This is a genomic window from Bradyrhizobium genosp. SA-4 str. CB756 (genome assembly GCF_000473125.1).
GTDB classification, from domain to species: Bacteria; Pseudomonadota; Alphaproteobacteria; order Rhizobiales; family Xanthobacteraceae; genus Bradyrhizobium; species Bradyrhizobium arachidis.
Genome location: NZ_KI421499.1, coordinates 9,799,188 through 9,820,120 on the forward strand (window position 1 = coordinate 9,799,188; position 20,933 = coordinate 9,820,120).

The 20,933-nt window shown below is 58.6% G+C and carries 12 protein-coding genes and 1 pseudogene; 10 read left to right on the forward strand and 3 right to left on the reverse strand.

What is annotated here, in order from left to right; all coding sequences use genetic code 11:
• Positions 1–858: a DUF3883 domain-containing protein gene (locus BRAGE_RS0147395; protein WP_027562688.1), complete on the reverse strand. Its 858-nt coding sequence runs from the start codon at positions 856–858 to the stop codon at positions 1–3.
• A 381-nt stretch (positions 859–1,239) separates the two neighbouring features.
• On the opposite strand from BRAGE_RS0147395, the gene BRAGE_RS0147400 reads away from it, so the two are divergent.
• Positions 1,240–2,709 carry an HNH endonuclease gene (locus BRAGE_RS0147400; protein WP_027562689.1) on the forward strand — a complete coding sequence of 490 codons (1,470 nt, stop codon included), beginning with the start codon at positions 1,240–1,242 and terminating at the stop codon, positions 2,707–2,709.
• Between the two features lie 772 nt (positions 2,710–3,481).
• Here BRAGE_RS0147400 and BRAGE_RS0147410 read toward each other — a convergent pair.
• A complete protein-coding gene (locus BRAGE_RS0147410; RefSeq protein WP_027562690.1) occupies positions 3,482–3,742 on the reverse strand; it encodes a pyocin activator PrtN family protein in 261 nt (86 codons plus the stop codon).
• 370 nt (positions 3,743–4,112) lie between these two features.
• Between BRAGE_RS0147410 and BRAGE_RS0147415 the strand changes: the two genes are divergently transcribed.
• From BRAGE_RS0147415 to BRAGE_RS51515, 8 genes are all read left to right on the forward strand, one after another.
• Positions 4,113–4,667, forward strand: a complete 555-nt coding sequence (locus BRAGE_RS0147415) for a hypothetical protein (RefSeq protein WP_027562691.1) — start codon at positions 4,113–4,115, stop codon at positions 4,665–4,667.
• 17 nt (positions 4,668–4,684) lie between these two features.
• Entirely contained in the window at positions 4,685–5,992 is a 1,308-nt protein-coding gene (locus tag BRAGE_RS51505) for a hypothetical protein (RefSeq protein ID WP_063617214.1), read from the forward strand.
• Positions 5,993–6,294: 302 nt separating this feature from the next.
• On the forward strand, positions 6,295–7,566 hold the full coding sequence (locus BRAGE_RS0147425; RefSeq protein ID WP_027562692.1) for a metallophosphoesterase family protein: 1,272 nt from the start codon (positions 6,295–6,297) through the stop codon (positions 7,564–7,566).
• A gap of 3 nt (positions 7,567–7,569) precedes the next feature.
• Entirely contained in the window at positions 7,570–11,112 is a 3,543-nt protein-coding gene (locus tag BRAGE_RS51510; protein WP_051395261.1) for an ATP-binding protein, read from the forward strand.
• Between the two features lie 520 nt (positions 11,113–11,632).
• On the forward strand, positions 11,633–12,613 hold the full coding sequence (locus tag BRAGE_RS0147435) for a hypothetical protein (RefSeq protein ID WP_199820248.1): 981 nt from the start codon (positions 11,633–11,635) through the stop codon (positions 12,611–12,613).
• Between the two features lie 281 nt (positions 12,614–12,894).
• The gene (locus BRAGE_RS54115; RefSeq protein ID WP_141263225.1) at positions 12,895–14,523 is read left to right on the forward strand and encodes a hypothetical protein; all 1,629 of its coding nucleotides are present in this window, start codon (positions 12,895–12,897) and stop codon (positions 14,521–14,523) included.
• A 179-nt stretch (positions 14,524–14,702) separates the two neighbouring features.
• Positions 14,703–17,444, forward strand: coding sequence for an AAA family ATPase (locus BRAGE_RS0147445; RefSeq protein WP_027562695.1), 2,742 nt, complete (start codon positions 14,703–14,705; stop codon positions 17,442–17,444).
• 295 nt (positions 17,445–17,739) lie between these two features.
• The gene (locus BRAGE_RS51515; protein WP_035730812.1) at positions 17,740–18,798 is read left to right on the forward strand and encodes a hypothetical protein; all 1,059 of its coding nucleotides are present in this window, start codon (positions 17,740–17,742) and stop codon (positions 18,796–18,798) included.
• Between the two features lie 129 nt (positions 18,799–18,927).
• On the opposite strand, the gene BRAGE_RS51520 is transcribed toward BRAGE_RS51515, so the two are convergent.
• Entirely contained in the window at positions 18,928–19,158 is a 231-nt protein-coding gene (locus BRAGE_RS51520; RefSeq protein ID WP_035730814.1) for a hypothetical protein, read from the reverse strand.
• Positions 19,159–19,481: 323 nt separating this feature from the next.
• Between BRAGE_RS51520 and BRAGE_RS51525 the strand changes: the two are divergent.
• Positions 19,482–20,521: pseudogene (locus BRAGE_RS51525) on the forward strand (IS110 family transposase).
• Positions 20,522–20,933: the final 412 nt, after the last annotated feature.

A 20,933-nucleotide genomic window follows, 5' to 3' on the forward strand; every position in this document is an offset into this window, starting at 1 on the left:
TCACCTCGGCACGGCCGCGTACTTGTCCGGCGTCAGCCACAGGCCGACATCAAGCGGCGGCTTGATGTCGAACATCTCCGCTCCGTTCGTGAAGTGGAAGACCCTCCGGATGCGGTAGGCCGCCGGGCTCTGCGCCGCCGTCTCAATCTGGTTGCGGGACAACCAGAACCGCGTGCGAGCGTGCCCGTTGGTAGTCTTGATTTCGAGCAGCCGCTCCTCGCCGTTGTCTGGCTCGAAGGACCTGATGTCGTAGCCCCGGTGATCCTCGCCGCGGTCGGAAGGCCAGTCCATCTCCTTCGCCAGGTCTTTGCGGCCGGCCTGGCAGAGCCGGTCGTACTCGAACTTGAACACCATCTCCTCGCCGGCGCGCCCTAGTGAGCGGTTGAGTTCGTCCCTGGTCGCCGGATCGTACTTGTCAATCAGGCGCCGCAGCGCCGGCTGATCATCCTGCGGGTTCGAATTCAAAAACGGCGGCGGCGGCACCAGGACTGGCCCTCCCGCCGACGTGAAGCGCGGTTTCACCGACACCAGCTCCGTCAGGACCTTCGGATGCAGGCCCAACTGGGCCTCGACGGTCTCCACCAAGACGTCCTGGTAGTTGTGGGCCGGCAGCAGCCCCGGGATCCAGGCGATACCGAACTCCTCCAGCACCGCCGACACGTTGCGGAGCTTCCATTCGATCGACTTCTCGGAGCGCCCCACTTCTGGAGCGAGCCGCCGATACAGGTCGGCCTTGTTAATCTTGTCCCCCGCCCGCTCCCGCGCAAGCATCAGAAAATAGTTCGCCACCACGACGGCGACTTGCTCGGCCGTCCAGTCGGTCCCCATGGCTCCCGGTGCTGCACCCTCGGCGTCCACGATCGCTTCCCTGCTTCCGGCAGGAATCCTACCAGGCCGCCGCTGATCCGCAAAATTCAGGAGCTTCCCGTCCCCGGATCGTCAGCTAGAGCAAACACCACGCCACGGAGCTTCGGACCGCGCCATGGCTCAGCGCTCTGCTCAGAGGCTCGCCCGCCACTGAGTGATTCCTTGGTGTGGACCTCTAAAACCTATCCTTGCTGAATTTGCTTGCACTAGAGCCTGACCTGAAGCTTCTTTGGGGAGCGGGGGCAGGGATGCTGGACTTCAGATCGCGAATCCTTCTCGAAAAGGCGGCCAGAGATACGGGCTTCGAAGGAGAGACCGCGTTGCTCGATCAGGCCAACGGACCTTACTCCGATTGCGGCGAAGGAAGCGCGCATGGCGTTTAAGACCTTAATCGAAGCTGCCATGCAACTCGGTCTGAGAGTCGAGACTGTGGAGCACTTCGCAAAATCCTGCCCCAAACTGGGTGAGGACCGAACTCTAAACTATTTGCAGAGCCCCACTGGGCCACTCTTCGACGAGGCCGAGCTTTCGGCCTATATGGTATACCTCGCGCAGCCTTGGCCCAAGCCGAAGGGGGGCGGACGTCCGCACATCCCAAAGGTGATTAGTGATGACGTCAAAGATGAATCGCATCATAGCTGCGCTATATGCGGCTCTATGGACAATGGAGAGGTCGCGCATATTGAGGCTGTTACTCACACGCTGAACAACTCGCCAGCGAACCTGATCTACCTATGTCCGAACCACCACGCAAAATACGACCTCGGGTTCAAGCTGGCATCCAACATCACGATTGAGGTCATCCGCGCGGCGAAGCTCCTGAAGAAGACGTCGCGTTGTCGTGTTCTGAAGTTCGAGGCGAACGCCACTCAGCTTTTGAATGCCATGATCCACTTCTTGAAGCACGCTGAGAAGAAGATGGGAGAAGCATCCGACGAATCCCATCGCTCGATTTATGTGGCGGAAATGAAAGGTTTGTTGGCCTCGATACCGGGTTTGACCAAGGCTGCCGAGGCAGACGCGCAGAAGGATCTGATAGGCAGCGCGCCAGAGAAGGTCTTGGCCCAAGCCGCTCCAAAGCTCGCTGCTCTCGCGGCGGCGGTGAAACCAAATGCGACTGAGAGGGACATCCGCTCGCAAGCCAAAAGTCTCGTTGATGAAGTTGACGAGATCCTCATCGAAATCGACGAGGTCGATTGCCCCCACTGCGGAGGAAGGGGCCAGACTGGACTGGTGGGAGATCTGTGCATCTATTGCGGGGGCTCCTGCGTGGTCACGCAAGACAAGCACGACGCCTACGATCGTGCGGAGCTCGATGAGGTCAACTGTCCGCGTTGCGGCGGTCGAGGGCAGACGGGATTGGTAGGGGACTTGTGCGGCTACTGCAAAGGTTCTTGCGTTGTTTCCCGGCAAATGGCCGAAGACTATGATCCGGCCGAAATTGACGAAGTCGATTGTCCTCGTTGTGGCGGCCGGGGACAAACCGGCTTAGTGGGAGATGCCTGCGGATACTGTAAAGGATCCTGCTCTGTATCCCGCGAGATGGCCGAGAAGTACGACCCGGCTGACATTGATGAAGTCGATTGTCCCCATTGCAATGGTCGCGGTCAGACCGGCCTTGTCGGCGATTTTTGCGCTTATTGCGGGGGCTCCTGCGTAGTCAGTCAGGCAAAGTATGAAGCTTACGATACTTCCTCAATCGATGAGGAGGAGTGTCCCCACTGCCAAGGCCGTGGAACGACCGGTCTGGTCGGGGATACGTGCGCCCTGTGTAAGGGCTCCCAAGTGGTGACGGCGGCGAAGGCCGCCGCGTACACGAAGCGACGACCTCGATCTTGGTGAGCGCCGGAGCGCCTGCCCCGTTTGCCGACTGCTGCTTCGAAGGCGCGAGATGGGTCGGCTATCGCAAATAGACCCCCCTCGGTTTTTTCGCGCTCAAAAGTCGGCGAAAAAATCGGGGCGAAATTCGTCAGCTATGTCAGGAAGATCTGAGATCGAGTCGTTCTCAAAACGAAATCGAGTCGTTCTTAAAGCGGAAATCGAGTCGTTTTCAAAGTGTCCGCATATGATTAATTCCACTGGTGGGCCCGGCAGGACTCGAACCTGCAACCAGACCGTTATGAGCGGCGGACTATCGATCAGGTTCTTTGATTTTGCTGCGTTTTCGTTTGATTTTGATTGCGTTCGTTGTGGTCTGTTCACGTCGTTTCTGGTGCGAAACTGGTGCGGTCAGTGAGATTTAGGTAGGCACTTCACACTCGGCACGTTAGGGCCACAGTTCTGTCCCATGATGGATTGGACCGGGATCGCAAAAAGCAAAGCATCATCAGCACTTAAGCCGCAGCTTGATCGAGCATGTCGTACCAAATGTAATACTGCCACCGCTCGGAGCTCGACGAGAAGGTGTCGTCGCGCGCCGGCGTCTGCCCTGCGGCTATAGCGTAGCGCGACGCACCTGCGCGCCGCAGTAGGCGATATGCGTCTGCATCGGCGCGTGCAACGGTCTGCACGATCCATTCAGCTCGGACCTTTAGCGTGCGTCGTGGGCGAAGGCGCGCGCGAGTTTTAAGCAACTCGCCTGAGGGCACCAAAAAAGACAGATGCGGTTCGCCGCCTAGGTCGTCAAAGCTGCCATTTCTTTTCTGGCTACCTCGACTCTGGCATCAAGGTATTTGGCTAAATCCAGAAGGTGGATGCCTTTGGCGCATTTCTGGCTTGCTTCCATTCGTACCAGAGGGATGGCTATTTCGCCTGCGCTGATCTTCTGCACCAGCTTGGTCGGATTCAGGTGTGAGAAGTAATCCCGACATACATCTTCAATGGGGATGATGGCCTTACCTCCGTACTGCGCCATCAAAAGGAATGAAGTGTTCATTGGGCCAGGTCTCAACTGATCGCTATTCTATCTAGCTTGAGACGCTTTCGGCCTGTCGATCTATTTCTGTCGTCGGCGGAATTTGGCTTGTCCTAGCGTAGTAAAAGGTCGCTTGGCGTGCTGCCCATCGTCAATGCAGGTCCCGTATCTGGCGTAGTTATCTTGGGCATTCCGTATCTTCGTGTCGACAGCGAGGCTCGGCGAGCGCAGCGCGAAGAGCCTGGTCGGCGAGAGCCGACGCCCCCAATCACGGCTTCCTCAGCTCTCCTAATCGTTTTCACAATTGCTCAAAATTTTCTTACCCAATGCAACCTGCTAGCAGGCGCCCGTGCTAGAACATGCTGCAATTCCATTGAACGGATATCTAACAATGGCAGAAATCGAAACGATCAAGTGCAACTTCATCGGTGACTTCAAGGTCGGCGACAACATTCTGGTCAATGGGAAGGCTTTGTGTCGTTTGAGTTCGACTAACGAAGGCAATACGTTCAACAAGCTCATGGTGGTTCAAGCGGGCTCGATCGTTGAAGCCGCGCTCGACCAGATCATCTATCGGGCACAAAATTACACCACGGAAGGCGTGCCCAATATTCCGGCTGAAGCCCTCAAGAAAATCCGCGAGACCGAGATCGAGCGATTTAACAACATCATTCAGGCCATGAAGACCGACAAGCTTCTCGATGGTCTGGGCGCGACGATTTACGATGACCTGCATCTGCTGCGCGAGTTTCGCAACCGCGTGCATATTCAATTCGACAATAAACCCAAGGGAGTAGGCCGAAACGACCACGACGCCTTTACCACTAAAAATGTCGCGTGGTCGCTTGAGCTGTGCATCAAAACCTTGAAGCATTTGAGCGAGAAATTTCCGCGGCCTGAAACGCTGGGCGTGTTTGCGCACGACGTTTCCATCCCGAAAAGTTAGACGATAGCGGGCAAGACGTGTCATCGACATTTAGTGAGAAGCAGGTTCACGACGCATTGTATGCCAAGGGCGGACTTGAAACGTTCGTTCAGGACAGTCCTGAGATTGAGACGGCGCTCGATGAAGCGGATTACACGCCGCCAAAGATCGATCCCGCGGAGTATCCCGGTCCCGATTTCGAACTTTGGAAGTTCGTGAAATCCCGCGCGCTGCAAAAGATCGGGCACCTGCATCGGACCATCCGCTACGGCGATTTCATCGGCAGCAAAATCAATCTTCGAACCGACGATACCAAACCGATGCAGCTGGACCTTTTGGGGCAGCATGAACCGGGCCTGTTTGTTCTGGAGCTTAAGGTCGATAAAACGGCGGAACGCAACGCGTTCTCGGAGATGTTCGCTTACAGCAATTACATTGCCGAGATGTTCGCCCTGTCCGGCAGCAAGGACATCACGAACGTTCTGGTCGCGAAGCTGGATAACAAGATCACGACGCAAGCCTACCTGTACGATTTGCTGATCGCCGACCGTAACGTGATCGTCTACCGGCCGGAGTTTCCGACTGCTTCTTTGGACGATCTCACGCTTCACCTGCATATTCCCAGCGACGAGGATTTTCAGCATCTCACCAATCGGCTGCTGTCGCACGAGTCAATGGACTGCGTTGTCGTTTCCTTCGATGACATGGAGGGATGGTTCGACAGCAACGAAGAAGGCGGCAGCCTCAACGGCCACACGGTCGAGCATCTAAGCCAGCTAAGCACCTACGCTGCGCAACTCATGGAAGCCGAACGGCTTCATGGTTTCTGTTTCGTCCGTAAGCGTTATAAAGAGATTGCGATGGGCTACGGCAACAGCCTGATCATTTGCGCGATCAACCCGTTCCGGGTCGCTGGCCGCGAGCAGTCGAATGACATTCTGGAGCAACTCGACGAAAAACATCACTTTGCATTCTTCGAAGTACCGGAGATGGGATTCGACAGCCGCCTATTCGCCCTCGCAAAGCGCACGATCAAGGACGGCCTGACGCACGATTATAGATGTGAGTTGGAAAGCGCGGTATGGAGCGCGATGGTCGTTTCGACGCTCGAAGTCGTCCTTACGCATAACTTCGCCTTTCGTCCCACGGGCATTCTTCGGGAAGCGTACTCAAACTATCTGAACATGCTTTATGCCGATGAAAATGCAGGCTTGTGCGACGAGGATATCTCGGTGCTCAAGGTCAACGAGCTGTACAGCTGGTTCAACGCTTGGCAGTTCATGGAGCGGTGCGGTTTCACCGATGCCGATCATAAGGACGGCTTGGAGAATGAAAGCGTGGAATAGCCATTAGCGCTTTCTCGGCGTCATGTGCTTCTTGAAGCTCGACGATCCCGGCTAATACAGACCCAAAGGACCTAGCCTTGACGGCAGGGGTAACACGCCTCTCAAACCCGCGTGGCTCCGTTTACGAGAGTCCGGTCGAGCGCCGGTGCGTCCACGGTCATGACCCCCAAGCTAAGTGACCGGAAACTCACGCCTTTTCGGTCATGGGCCTCAACTCTGGGACAAGGACGCAGTTATCCACACCCATTGCGAGAACTTGATTTTCATGTTTTGTTCACGTTAGCGATTCGAACGGGGCGAGGATGAGTTCCTTCCAATTTATTCATACCGGGGATATCCACCTCGACAGCCCTCTGAAAGGGGTGAGCGGCCAGGAGGGGGCTGCCGCCGAGCGCATCCGGACGGCAACCAGAACCGCCTTCGAAAATCTCGTTTCCGGGGCGATTGAAGAGCAGGTCGCCTTCATGATCATCGCCGGTGATTTTTATGACGGCGACTGGCGCGATTTTCAGACAGGTCTCTTTTTCGTCCGGCAGATGGGGCGTCTTCGCGCAGCGAACATCCCCGTATTCGTGCTCCACGGCAATCACGATGCCGAAAGCCAGATCACCCGGCGGCTCACCTTGCCGGACAACGTGCAGGTCTTCGGCTATCGGAAGCCGCAAACGTTTGAGCTGGAAGGATGCCGCGTCGCGCTGCATGGCCAAAGTTTCAGAGTGCCGGCGACAACAGACAATCTCGCGGCGGCTTATCCTCCGCCGCTCAAAGGCTGCTTCAACATCGGCATGTTGCATACTGCGCTTGGAGGCGTGAATGGACCTCACCAGAATTACGCGCCGTGCAGCCTCGATGAGCTCTTGAACAAGGGCTATGATTATTGGGCGTTGGCGCATGTGCATCAGGCCAGCGTTCTGCACGAGAATCCTCATGTCGTTTTCTGCGGCAACCTGCAGGGCCGGCATATTCGCGAAACAGGTCCAAAGTCAGCTTACCTGAGCACCGTTCAGGACGGTGTTCTGCAAAGCATTGAAACGCTTCACACCGACGTCGTGCGCTGGGCGCAGATCGATGTGCCGGTCGGCGCGTGCGCGCAGTTTGGCGACGTCGTCGATGAAATCAAATACAAGATTGATGCAGCCACGAGAAACGCAGAGGGGCGGCTGCTGGCATGCCGCATCCAGTTGACGGGTGCGAGCGCTCTCCATGGCGAGTTGCTGGCGTCAGAGACCCAGCTGCTGGCCGAGGCGCGGGCCGCTTCCCTGGCGCTCGGCGAAGAGATTGCGTGGATCGCGAGCGTGACGAATGTGACGCAGCCAGCATCGACAATGTCGGGAGCGATGGATCAGGAAGCTCTCAATGATCTGAACGTCTTGCTGTCGCAGGCAGCCGGCGATTCTGAATTGCAGGCTCAGATAGCGAATGAACTGGGCGAACTCATCCGCAAGCTTCCGCATGACGCTGCGCTCGATGTGGACGATACGCTTCTGCTGGCCGCCATCAACAAGGATTTTGCCGTGGTGATCGATCAGGCCGGCGCGTATCTAAACGCACGCCTGAGTGCAGGGAGGCGCTGAACAATGCGTTTGCGTTCTCTTGATCTCATTCGCTACGGCAATTTCACCGACCGGACGCTCGCTTTTCCGTCAGGCGGGCCGGATTTTCATATCGTGTACGGTGAGAACGAGGCTGGGAAATCGACGACAATGTCGGCGATTGAAGATTTGCTGTTCGGAATCCCCGGTCAGTCTCCTCGCAACTTTCTTCATGAAAACGCTGCACTTCGGATCGGTGCGACGTTGGAGCACGATGCGAATACGCTCGCCATCCGGCGTCGCAAGGGCAATAAAGATACCATCCTGGGATGGGACGATCTGCCCTTGAGCACAGGCGACGGGACGCTTGGGCCGCTGCTCGGAGGGATTGATCGCGCCTTTTATTGCAGGATGTTCTGTCTCGATCATGAGCGCCTGCGCGTCGGCGGGCGTGACATTATCCAGGCCAAGGACGATGTCGGCGCCACCTTGTTCGCGGCCGGGGCAGGCGTGTCGGGACTTCGCGGCCGCCTTGCAGCGATGCAGGAAGAGGCCGAAGGGCTGTGGGCCAGCCGCAAAGCGGGGCATCGAAAATATTACCAGGCCGAAGACCGCCTCAAGGATGCGGAAACCGCCTTGCGGCAGCACACCGTGACGGCAAGCAAATGGCAGGAACTGAAATCGGCCTTCGATGATGCGCGCGAGCGCTGCGCCAGTATTGAAAAGGAGATTGAAGGTCAGGTTACTGCACTCGCCAAAATCGCGCGCATCCGGCGCGTTTATCGCGCCGTGCGGCGTTTGGCGGAAATCGAGCGTGACATCGCCGGGCTTGGCGGTGTTGCGGTTCTTCCCGCCGGCGCGGCGAGCGAATTCGAGAAAGCGGCCTCCGATAACGCCGCCGCAGAAGTGCGCATCAGCGCGTTTGGCGAACAGATCGCGGCCATCGGCGTGGAGTGCGATGGCCTGGTTATCGATGACAATCTCCTTCAGCACGGACCGGAAATAGAGCGGCTTTACGAACGCCGCATCCAGATCGCGTCGGGCAGGGCGGACCTGCCAAAGCGGCGCGCGGATCTTGCGGCTTCAGAAGAGGCGCTGAAACGCCTGGCCACCGAACTGGAATGGATGGCTCCAACAGTCGAGGATTTGATCGCCCGGATTCCCGTGCGCGCCAAGGTCTCGGTTGTCCGTGGGTTGTTGACCGCGCGCGGCAGCCGTTTCACGGCGGTGGGAAACGCACGGAAAGCGGTCGAGGACGCGCTTGAGAAGGTAGAAGATATTCGTGTCCGTATCGAATCGGTGGGCGCCGCGCAGGATGTTTCGGCGCTCGCGGGCGTCGTGAAATCCATCCGCGCCCTCGGTGACCTGGATGCGCGTCTGCAGGCGGCCGAAAGAGAGCGGCGGGACGCCAATGATCTCTGTCAGGAGCAAATGGCGACGATGATTCCCGCGGTTGCAGATGAGGCGCGTTTGCGCGCCATGCGGCCGCCGGTCAACGCAACAGTCAAAGCGCACCGTGATGCCGCCCGCGAATTGGAACGCCGCATCCATAGCCGCGAGGCGGCAATCCGTGAATCCGCCCGGATGGTCGAGAACAATCGCAAAGCTTACCTCCGGCTTGTCTCGGATGAAGGGATCGTGTCCGCAGGCGAGCTGACGAAATTGCGGGAGCTTCGTGATGCCGGCTGGTCCATCATAAAGCGGAAGCACATTGAGAACGTCGCCGTGCCGGATACCGACGAACAGGCCTTCACGAAGGGCGGTTCCCTGCTGAGCGTATTTGAGGCGAGCATCGGCCATGCCGACGGAGCTGCCGATCAGCGGTTTGAGAATGCGCAATCGACGGCCGAGGCGATGGTGTTGGCCCGGCAGATTACTGAACAGGAAGACGGACTGCACGCGCAAAAAGAAGAGCTGGAAGCGCTAACCCGGGAGCAGTCTGGACTGGCCGCTGCATGGGTGGGCATGTGGACCGGTGTTACGGACACGCCATCGACCCCGGATGAAATGCTCGAATGGCTCGATGCAAGGACAGTGTTGCTTGGCCGGATCGCCAAGCGCGACGCTGCCCTCCGGTCGTCGGCATCGCTGCAGCAGGAGATTGCGGACGCCAGGAAGCAGCTTGTTGGCATACTGCAGGATCCTGCGGTTGCCGCCGCCGCAGAAAGCCTGCCGCTCAATGGCATTCTGACGACGGCGGAGCTGCGCATCCGGACGCAGGAAGCGATTGCGCAAAAGCGCGCCGAGCTCGAGCTTGAGCAACGCAAGATCAAGGCTGACGCGGAGCGCAAGAGCAAGGCCCTCGAAAGCGCCGAGAAAGAGCAGCGCGAGTGGGAAAAAGAATGGAAGGAGGCCTTGGTCGCGCTGAACTTGTCGGGCGAGGCGGCGGTCGAGACCATACAAGGCCAGATCGAAGCTCTGGAACAGATGCGCGACGTCGCTGCAAAAATTGCCGACCTGCAGCATGAGCGTATCGGCAAGATCGAGCGGGATGTTACAGCATTTGAAAGCGAGGTAGCGAGACTCGCCGGGTCCGTAGCAACGGATTTGGCAGGCGCAGATGCTGACGACGTTGTCATCAAAATGCAGGCGCGGCTGGATGACGCGAAGCAAAGCCAGGCAACGCTCGGTGAGAAGAAAGCGGCCATCCACCGCCTTCAAAAGAAATTAGAGGAACGCGACAAGTCGAGAGAAGCGGCGCAGGAAATTATCCTGAAGCTGCAACAGGCGGCTTGCGTGACGCTCGATGCGTTGCGCGCAGCCATAAGGCGATCCGATTTGCTGCGCGGGCTTAAGGATGAACAAGCAAGCCTTCATATGACGCTCGAAGCGGACGGTGATGGTCTTGGCATTGACGCTCTTGCAGAGGAGTGCCGCAACAGCGACCTGGATCAGGCGGCGGCTCGCGAACAGACGCTAACGCAATCCCTGAAGGATCAAAGACAGCGCCAGCTTGAGGCCATCCAGCAGCGCAACGACGCGGCGCGCGTTTTCGAAGCACTTGGCGGCGACGCTGCCGCTGCAAAGGCCGCGTCCGACCGTCAGGCAGCGCTCGCGGATATGAGAGACGCCGCCAGCCAATATGCCCGTGTGCGCTCGGCATCGCTCATCCTGCAATGGGCGATCGAACGCTTCCGCCGAGAAAAGCAGGCGCCGCTGCTTAAGCGTGCGGGGGAGCTGTTTTCTATCCTGACCGGCGGATCCTTTGAGAGGCTCGCGCTCGAGTACGATGAGAAAGACGTTCCTCATCTCGCAGGTGTTCGGCGCGACGGGAGCGTAGTGGGGGTTTCCGGCCTCAGTGAGGGCACGGCCGATCAGTTGTTCTTGGCCCTTCGCGTCGCCGCCGTCGAAGAGTATCTCGCCCATGCCGGGTCAGCTCCGTTCATCGCTGATGATCTGTTTATCAATTATGACGATGAGCGCGCTGCTGCCGGGTTCAAAGTACTGCGCGAGCTCTCGGAAAAAACGCAGGTGCTGTTCTTTACCCACCATCAACACCTGATTGACGTGGCCCGCACTGCGTTCGGCGGGAATGTGTCGACAGCCGTGCTTGAGCATCACGATGATCCCCTGAAAAACGTGGCATAGCGTTCCTGCGATCAGTCGCGCAAAGACCGGCAATAGGATTCGATGTCGCTACCGTCTCCTCCTTGTTGGTCAGGGTCGCATCGGGTGTTGCAGCCTTGGCCCTCGCCGAGAGCGAGGTGTGCAAGCCGCAAGAAGAATCTGCGGAGTTTGGCGCGGGCGCAGGCGAAGCCGAGCCACGGAGAGCAGATTGTTTTTGGCGGCGCGCCGACGGGGGCAGCGACCGCGACAGGCGGTCATGAAAAGGCCTGCGGATTACGCGCCGGAAGGCGTAAGCGCTGGGCCGGTGAAATGGCACCCGTAGGAGCGTCAGCATAGCGCCGCCCGGAGTGGGGGCGCGGGACCGACTGCAGCCGCGAAACGAGCGGCTCGATATTCCCTTGCGAGAGGGATCGTCACCGGACCTCGGCGCCTTCGCTTCTTAGCATCCCCGAGCTGAATGCCAAAGTAATGAAAGCATCTGAATTCGCTTGTTCAATCCTTGATGCCGAAGTGCTAATTTCCCTCTATGTCAGAACCCACAGTGACACGCGCAAAAATCTCGAAGCTTGAGCTGGTATTTCCGCCGGTCTCCAACCAGGAAGCTGTGTGGTTCAGGGACGTCCCGGAAGTTGAGGAAATACTGCGGCAGAGTGACTTCTATATCATTGGCGGCCGACCGGAGATCAAGCTCAGCGATTTCCAGAAAGACGACGAAGAGGCCACCTTGAGTTTTGACGTCTCGGTCGAGGGTGGCCCTTCCGATCACGTGTTGCTGCGCATCAAAGACCTGCCCGGTATCGAGGAGGCCGACCCCGATACGTTATATATCGAGCTTGGCCCTAAATTCGTCCGTTTCTGGGATGGCCCCGTAAAGCAGAACGGCTCGGAAGTGCTGGAATGGTTCACCACCGAGAAGTTGCTTTGGAGCCGCGCGCATGAGTGGCCTGGAATCGAGGGGCTTGACCGGCACGCTGAGCTTGCGGTGTACGATCTTCTCTACGTTGGTATTGCCAAAACAGGGGATAGTTTCGATCGACTGATCGACAAGGGTCATCATGCGCGAACAGCGATTTTGGCCAATGAGCCTCAACGATTTCCCGGCGCGCGTGTCTCTGACGAGACGTATTTGTTTTTGTTCCGGACCGAGTCGCTCGTTATGCAAACCTTCGAGCCAGAACACGATTTTCAGGATAGCGACTTCGAGGATAATCTTGACCGAAAGCAGGTTGTAGCGGACGCCGAAAAAGCATTCGTGAGCATGCTTAAACCTGATTACAACAAGGTCCGGTTCGCTCGATACCCAAAAGGCTCCGATGGGCTCTACGGAGCTGGCTTCCTGCGCTACGGGTATCTCGTCAACGAAGACGTGACCTTCAACACGGCGCACGGCAGGGTGCGGGGCGCGCGTGATCCTCACGGGTTTATTTCCAACGCGGCGGATTTCATTTTCGTGGACGGCGATGACGTCCGCCTTATGGTTTCCGGCGTGGACTTTCCAACCCAACCCTCGCGAACTCCTTGAGCGCTGAGGTACCATGCTCCTTTGCAGCGCCCGCAATGAGCGGTCCGATGAAATGGCACTCGCAAGAGTGTCGGCATAGCGCCGCCGACAGGGGAATCGAGGGCAGCCCCGAGACGCAACGGGTAGCCTGGAGAGCGCAGGCGAGTAGAGCCCGGTCGGCAATACCGGCGCGCGTAAATTGAGAAGGGAAAAGAATACACGAATATCGATGGACCGGAAGCCGCGTGATATACTGGCGGTTGTGGATCGACTCAACCCAGGCCTGTGCGGATGTGACGGCGATGCGTTTCAGGAATCTTGAAAGCTACAGGAGCAGCGGGGCCGGCAGCGACATGCAACTCGCTATACCCTTACCTAGAACGCCGGATGGTCGGGTCTATCGCTATTCGCCCAACGAAAACGCGCATCCGCGGCATTTCCTGCTCGGCGGCCGCGTGGAAGGCGTTACCCTGCCGGAGGCGCCCACGCCGCGCATGACCCATGCGCCGGGCACGCCGGGGACTATCTGCCCTTACAGCGGCGTAAAGGCCGAAGACGGTGCCTTCACGCACCCTGACGATATTGCGGCCGCGAAGGAAGTCGTTGCGCATGCCGCCGCGGCCGACGTCGCTGAAGTCTTTCACGGCATGTTCGCCGATTTAGGACGCAAGTTCGCGGGCAGTAAGTTTGTCAAGATCAAACCGGGTCCGAAACCGCATCCCAAGCCCCGGCCCCGTTTTGCTCGACGCGATTTGCTGCGCGATTTGATCTGCGACGAATGCGGGCGCGACTACGGCGTCTTCGCAATCTCGCTGTTCTGTCCGGATTGCGGCGCGCCCAACATTCATCTGCACTTCGCGCGCGAGGCGACGCTCGTGCGGGAGCAGGTGGAACTTGCCGGCAAGCTGGACGCAGGCGCGGACGAGCTTGCCTACCGGCTGCTCGGCAATGCGCATGAAGATGTGCTCACGGCTTTCGAGGCGACGCTCAAGACGGTCTACCTTTACAAGCTCACCACGCGGCCCGCCGACGCGCCCGAGGTAAAGCCACCGGGAAATGCCTTTCAGAATATCGAGAGGGGCCGAAAGCGCTTTTCCGAATTCGATTTCGATCCGTTCGGGGCATTGAGCGCCGACGCGCTCGCGGTGCTGACGCTCAATATTCAAAAGCGCCATGTGATCGGGCATAATCTGGGTGTCGCCGATGCGGCTTTCGCGGAGCACGCGACGGATGCGCGCCTCGGCGAGACGGTGCCCTTGGTTGGCGAGGACATTCTCCAGTTCGCGGATATCTGCAAGACGATGATCGACCATATCGATGCGTGGCTCGCGAACGGCGTGTCGCCGCCGGGCCATGGGTCGCTGCCTGCCAGGCCGATCGTAGCGCCGCAAGCAAAGGAGCCGGCCGCATTGACGGTCGGCCAGCTGGGCAAGCTCGCGGTCAGCATCGGATTGTGGGTGTCGGAACGCTCCAAGAAAGGTTTCGATGATTTCATCGCCGAAGAAGATCTGAGGACGGCTTTTCCGGACTCGACCATCGACGATTTGGCGTTCGCGGTGGCGGAGCTTGCCAAGGACGGTTATCTGCGGAGGAGCGCGGTGATTTTAAAGCGGATTCCACGCATGCGCACTACGGCCGAGCTGTTCATCACTTTCGATCCGCATGCCGTGAAGACCGACCCGGCATCGGATGTGGTCGTAATCGTTGATCTCGCGCTAACGAAAAGCGACATGGTCGGCGTCGAAGAATTGCACGCAGCGACCGGATGGCCGCTGCGCCGCTTCAATCCGGCCTTTGCCTATATGATCTCCCAGATCAACGAGCGGCGCGTGTTGGGGGGAGGGACCAACGATTACCCGGCCCGGGGCTTCTTCCTGATGGACGAGGACCGCGTGGATCTCAAGCGTTTCGCCGACCGCTTGCGGGGCTGACAGCAGATGCGGTTTTTTTTACCGGGGTAGTCATTCCAGTAGAACGTGGGCGGACCTCCTTCCAGTTAAAAAAACAGTCGTCGACAGTTGTGTCAACGACGCCCGCAGATTGCGGTCAGAGATGAAGACTGAGCCGCAAAGCGGCAGCCAATATTGACAAGAAATTTTGGGAGAAGGGCATGGCCCCAAGCGGAAAAAAATTCGAGTTTACCGAGCACGGGGTATTTGAAGCGAACATCGCGGCGTTCTTCGGGCACATGGCTCAGGAGGACGCCGCGCTTGCCGGAGAACTGCAGTCCCACTTCAAAGCGTTGTCGCAGGGCACATACAGCCAGCAGGACATTCTGAACGGCTTGTTCGCCGCTGCCGGAAAGCCATCGCAGCCGCAAACCGCGAACCCGGTTTCAGGCGCCGCTAGCGGCCAAGGGGCGGCACCGGCCGCTGCTTTGCCGTCCGCAACCGGCTGGTTGCTTGAAGGACTTTCGATCGAAGGCTTTCGCGGCATTAACAATCAAGGCAAGCCGCTCGAGCTGAAGTTTCATACCGACAAGGTCAATAGCATCTCGGCGGTAAACGGGGTGGGCAAGAGCTCTGTCTACGATGCGGTCCGATATGCGATATGCGGTGCGGTAGCGTGGCTTGAAGACTTGCCCGCAAGCGAACGGGGCCCCGACTACTATCTGAACAAATTCAACTCATCCGGGTTGGCGACGATCACGCTCAAGCTGATCGCCGAGCCGGGCGGCCAGCAAGTAGCCATCACGGTGAAGCGGGACGCGCAAGGTAATCGCACCGTCTCGTCGGCGCCGGCGGCAGATGCCGAAGGCATTCTGCGATCGCTCAATCGCGAATTTGTTCTTCTGGACGGGCACACGTTTCAAAGCTTCATTTCAGCAAAACCCCTGGATCGGGGCCGGACGTTCTCGGGTCTGCTTGGTCTCGCCCAATACAGTGTAATGCGCCAGTCACTTGCGGCTGTCGCGAACACGCGGGCCTTTAACAACCATTTCGCGGTAGCAGAACATGCGCAGCTTCGCGGCCGCGAGGAGAAGGCAGCGGCCGATGCGCGCGCCGCCATTGCGGCCGACTATGCAGTGTTGGTAGGGCAGCCTTTGGCAGCCCTCAATGGAGCGGCCGCACAGGCGAAGTGTCACCATGCTCTGGAGCAGATCGGTCCTCTGAAGCCGCTCTGCGAGAACAAAGCTTTTCACGACATTGACATTAACGCCTGCATTGAGGCGGTGAAGGCGGCCGAGGGAGGGCCTAAGCGGGACCGCCTGAGCGAATGCATTCGCGAGCGGGCGGATCTAAAGAAGCTCAATGTCGAAGCTCCGAAACCCGAGCGTGCGGCAGTGCTTGTGGCCCTGGCAATGGCACGCGATCAGGCGCTCGCTGAAACCGCAGGCGACGTCATGCTGACCCTGTTTCAGGCCGGGCAAAAGGCGCTTGGCTTGCCGGAATGGAGTGATCCCACGCTGTGCCCGCTTTGCGATCAGAAGGGCTCGCACGATCTGAAGGCGCATATCGCTTCCAAGCTTTCCCAATTCGATGCATTGGAGCAGGCAGGAACGGCGATTGCAAAAGAATGGGGCGAAGCCGGCTGGTCCGATCTTGGCGATCTTGAATCTAAGTTGGAGGAGCGCGCCGATAATCGGCTGATTGCGAAGCTGAAGGCGCGCGCGGAAAAAGGCGATATCACATCTAACGACGCGGAGAGCCTCACGGAGTGGCTGAAAACGTTGCGCTCACGGGCCGACCAGAAAGAGCAGAGCCTGGCTGCCGAACAAGCCGATCTTGAGAAGGAACTGCCGCCGTCCTCCGTCGAGGTCACGCGCAAAGTCGAGGCGGCTCGCCGCCTCCAGGCCAATTGGAACAAGCTTGCCGAGGCTGAAAAAGCCGCGGGGCTCGAGCAAGGGCGGGAGGCGTTGGTCACGCAGGTGAAGCGCTTTCTTGATTCTGCTTCCGATTGCTTCGGCGTCGCGGAAGGCGCTCTCAGCAAGGCGCGGTTGGCCGCCGTCGAGCCGGTTTTCAGGGCGTACTTCGACAAGCTCTCGTTCTTCGGTGTCGTTCCGACGGTGGCTAAACGCGCCAACAGCGAGGACCTTCAAATCGCGCTCGCGGACTTCCACGGGCTGCAGAATCTTTCGCCGCAGGCGTTGCTTTCGGAGAGCTTCCGCAACGCGTTCGCGATTTCTCTCTATCTCGCGGCCGCCTCTCTTTATGGCGGGCTTCCGAAGTTCATCGTGCTTGACGACGTGACCTCAAGCTTTGATGCGGGTCATCAGAATTTCCTCGTTGAGCTGCTCAGGACGTCTTTCGCCCGTCCGGCGAACCCATCCGGCCTGCAGGTCATCCTGCTAAGCCACGACACCATGCTGGAGAAGCTGTTCAACAAGCACAGCAATACAGGGACCTGGTGGCATCAGCGGCTCGAAGGCGTTCCGCAAATCGCGGTTCTGCCGCAGGCCGGCGCCGTCAACAAGGTGCGCGATCAGACGATCTCGATGCTGCAGGCAGGGCAGGTGGATTTTGCCAAAGAAGGCGTGCGGCAATATCTGGAATACCGCCTTAGCGATCTCATCAGCCGCCTGCGCATCCCGGTGCCTGTCGACGTTGCGTTCAACGACAACAAACAGCTTGCGCATGAATTTCTGCAGGCTATCGAGGCGGCCGTCAAACTGCATCAAGCTGCCAATTCTCTCGTGCTCGATGCTACTCAAATCGCCGGGCTGAATGCCAACATGGCAACCATCGTTGGTAATTTCCTCAGTCACTGGGGGACGGGGCAAACGCTCAGTTTTTCGGGTCCATCGCTTCTGGGCGTGATGCAGTCGATCGATCAGTACTGTGAGTGCTTCAGATATGAGCCGAGTCCTGGTGCGCCGCGGCAGTTCTACAAATCATTGCACCAGCGAAGCTAAAGTGGCGGAGGATGGCAGATGAATATTGTGATCAAGCGAAATTTCCTTGGAAATCGCTCTTCTCAGCCGGGTGGGGTATTGAAGGGCTTTCTGAGGCGGGGAGTCCCGGCGGAAACCTGCACGTCCAGTTTTGGGCTAACGCTGTGTTTGGCCGCTCATTCAACTTAAATGCGACGGCGGCTATCCTTGAAATCGGCCGTTGAGACCATCTTTTCGCAAGGCTTAAAGCCTGTCATTGGTTTACGCGGCTACAACTGCCGCCCAAAGCGGGCATTGGCGTGGAAAGTGACGACGCATGGGTTCGATGAAGGACCTCCAGATCGAGATCATGGGGCTGACGCAGGATTGGCACGAGCTGATCAGGCGAATTCTGAGTCAAGATAAAGTCGGTGCGGCCTACGTCATGCGACCGGACGAGGCGCCCGACGATGAGGAAAGATGGAACGAGCTCCGGCTTGTACCAGACCTAGCCTTTACACCGGCGGGTGAGAGCGAGCCGCTCGCCGTCGAGTTCAAGATGTACCGCTGGCAGAGCGAATGGCAACGGCGGCTGCGGGAAGCCGTAGCCCACATGCAGGAGATACTGGCGCAAGGACGTTATCAGCGAGGGATAATCATCCTCTCGTTCGACGTCAATGACCAAACCCTTGCTGCGACGCGATCGCGGGTAGCGGGAGCCATCGACATCTGGACTCTGCAGCACCTTCGCGAGCTCGCCGGCGAGGATAAAACGCTTGCCGAGCAGCTCGACGAACTTGCCGGCGACACAGCAATGGACACGCGTTCGATTGCACCGCGGGCCGAAACTCAAGTTCTCGCGAAGGGTACGGCGATCGCCGGCATTTTGCGGGCGACGCTTGCTGGTACGCATGGGTGGCAGGCGTTCGAACGCACATGCGCAGATGCGGTAAAGTTCCTATTCGGTCGGGAATTGCATCGGTCCACGTCCCAGAAGCGCAGTGGAGAAGGCCTGCATCGTATGGATCTGATCTGCCGCATTAGGTCGGAGGGGAACTCCTTTTGGTCAATGATCGCTTCCGATTTTTCGACACGCTACGTCGTCTTCGACGCCAAGAACTATGAGGCACCGGTCGGTCAGAACGAGATCGAGCTGACAAAGAAATATCTCTTCAGAGGCGGGCTTCGAACGGTAGCGATCATCCTCGCCCGCGAAGGGGCCTCGGCTCAGGCGAGGATCGCCGCCGAGCAAGCATTGCGCGAAGATCAAAAGCTGATCCTTGTGATCAGCATGGCCGAACTTTGCGCCATGTTGGAAGGAGCTGATGCCGGAGATCCGCCTGAGAATGTAATGTTCGAGAAGGTCGACGACATGCTGATGGGAATGGGGCGCTGATCTGTTCAGCGGAGCGAATCGCCACGATCGCCTGCTGCGGGGTGCTGTCGATCATTCGCGTTAAGCATCATTGGTGCGAACGAGGTGTATGGCGCAACCTACAAATACGCACTTCCACAATAGCTGGACCTAACGTACTGAAATATAGAGAATATTTGCAGACGCTGCTTGACGGGATGCGCCTGCTGGCGGATCTCGACGGGCGATGTCGAAGGCCCGCTCTCGCGCATGCGGATCGGCGCGGTCCTGCATCCAACCGTGCTCCTCACACTCGCGGATGGCGCCGGCTTCATTCAGCACGTTGATCGCCCAACCGCGCAGGGTGCGGATCGCCGGCCGTCTCTGCTTGGTCATCAGCATTGAAAGGTTCTCCCACGCTGAGACGAATCGTTTAGTCCCCAGACGTTCCCCATCGCTAACACAGGACTGGGATTCGGGATCGTGGGATCTCCTGGTTTTTCGACGGCCGAATATTCCGCGCGGCCAAGTGCTAGGGTGGCAGGAATGAACTGAAGAAACCGTTTTCCGATACTTCAGACGTCCGAGCTCAGGTGGGTGATCCCTGTCCGTTTTGCGCGTGCGGCTGTCGCCGCACCGGGCTCTCGTGTTGGGGTGGACGGCCCCCTTCCGCCAAACTGCGTGGCAAGATGAGGTCGTCGCTGACCTCAACGAAGGAGCCGCCCGTGGAAACGATTGTTCGCATCGGTTTGGATACGTCAAAGAGTGTTTTTCAGTTGCATGGCGTTGATGGCACCGAGCAGCCGGTTTTACGGCGTAAGTTGAGGCGCGGGCAGGTTTTGGAATTCTTCCGTCGTTTGCCGCCTGCGCTTGTCGCGCTGGAGGCTTGCGGGGCATCGCACTATTGGGCGCGGGAGCTTCAATCGCTTGGGCACCAGGTGGTGATGATTCCGCCGCAATATGTCAAACCGTATGTTCAGCGCGGAAAATCGGACGCTGCAGACGCCGAGGCGATTTGCGAAGCGGCAAGCCGGCCAAAATTGCGCAAGAACTTTGTGCCTATCAAAAGCCCCGAGCAGCAGGGCGCGCAGATGCTCGCGCGTGTGCGCAACCAGTTCATCGGCAGGCGGACCCAGCTCGCCAATTCGATCCGAGGCTACGCCGCGGAATTCGGCTTTACTGCGCCCAAGGGGCTTTCCCGGCTTCAGCAATTGCTGATCGACATTCGGGATGACGCGACAGTCCCAACTTGGCGAAGGAGCTGGTGGAAGCTTTGGCAATAGAGCTGGCGCGCGTCCACGACCAGATCGCCAAGCTCGACAAAAAGCTCATGCAACTCCACCGTAGTAACGAGATGAGCCGGCGACTGGCGGCTATTCCGGGTGTTGGTCCGATCGGCGCGACGCTGCTGTCAATCAAGGTCGTGGATGCACGCGGGTTCAAGTCGGCAAGAAACTTCGCTGCCTGGCTTGGCCTGACACCAAAGAATCACTCGACGGCTGGAAAGAACCGCCTCGGCGTGATTACGCGCGCCGGCGACGGAATGTTGCGAACCGTCTTGGTGGCAGGCGCGACAGCTGTGATCGCAGATATGCGCCGACGGGAAGGTCGCTCCTGGCCCTGGCTCAAAGATATCATCGCACGCAAGCCGCCGAAGCTGGTGGCCATAGCGTTGACAAATAAGCTGGCGCGGATCGCCTGGAAACTGATGGTCAGCGGCGAGCGGTACCGACCTGCAAGCAGCGTCGTGCCGATGCCGACATAGCCTTGAACGAAATGCAGAGCTTGGCGCCAGACCGGCAGGGTTGACGCTGGGGGCGGAACTTGCAGGACAGGAAGAGGTGGTACGTTCGGCGCAAGCCGGTCAGTGAAATGCTCCGCTCGGTTTACCGGCAGAAAATGCCGCTCTCGTGTTTGGATCTCACTGTCCGCGAAGCCCATCTTGGCCGGTGGTCGTAAGACCCGAAAACAGGCCGGACATATGAGCGCAAGCGATCCGAGCGTGCTGCCAGAGCCAATCCTTGCAAGTCGGGGGCCAATGGTATGGACCCCGCCCTCGCCGCGGTGGAATCTCGAGCGTCAACTGCAGTGAAGGAGGATATCATGCAGGTCGTTCGGATAGGTCTAGATCTGGCGAAGTATGTCTTCGAAGTTCACGGCGTCGACAACCACGGGAA

Bases quoted from the DNA above. Each gene is read 5' to 3' on its own strand.
- BRAGE_RS54115 (WP_141263225.1), top strand. From the start codon at position 12,895: ATGCGTTTCAGGAATCTTGAAAGCTACAGGAGCAGCGGGGCCGGCAGC.
- BRAGE_RS51515 (WP_035730812.1), top strand. From the start codon at position 17,740: ATGGGTTCGATGAAGGACCTCCAGATCGAGATCATGGGGCTGACGCAG.
- BRAGE_RS0147425 (WP_027562692.1), top strand. From the start codon at position 6,295: ATGAGTTCCTTCCAATTTATTCATACCGGGGATATCCACCTCGACAGC.
- BRAGE_RS0147410 (WP_027562690.1), bottom strand. From the start codon at position 3,742: ATGAACACTTCATTCCTTTTGATGGCGCAGTACGGAGGTAAGGCCATC.
- BRAGE_RS51520 (WP_035730814.1), bottom strand. From the start codon at position 19,158: ATGCTGATGACCAAGCAGAGACGGCCGGCGATCCGCACCCTGCGCGGT.
- BRAGE_RS0147445 (WP_027562695.1), top strand. From the start codon at position 14,703: ATGGCCCCAAGCGGAAAAAAATTCGAGTTTACCGAGCACGGGGTATTT.
- BRAGE_RS0147400 (WP_027562689.1), top strand. From the start codon at position 1,240: ATGGCGTTTAAGACCTTAATCGAAGCTGCCATGCAACTCGGTCTGAGA.
- BRAGE_RS0147415 (WP_027562691.1), top strand. From the start codon at position 4,113: ATGGCAGAAATCGAAACGATCAAGTGCAACTTCATCGGTGACTTCAAG.
- BRAGE_RS51510 (WP_051395261.1), top strand. From the start codon at position 7,570: ATGCGTTTGCGTTCTCTTGATCTCATTCGCTACGGCAATTTCACCGAC.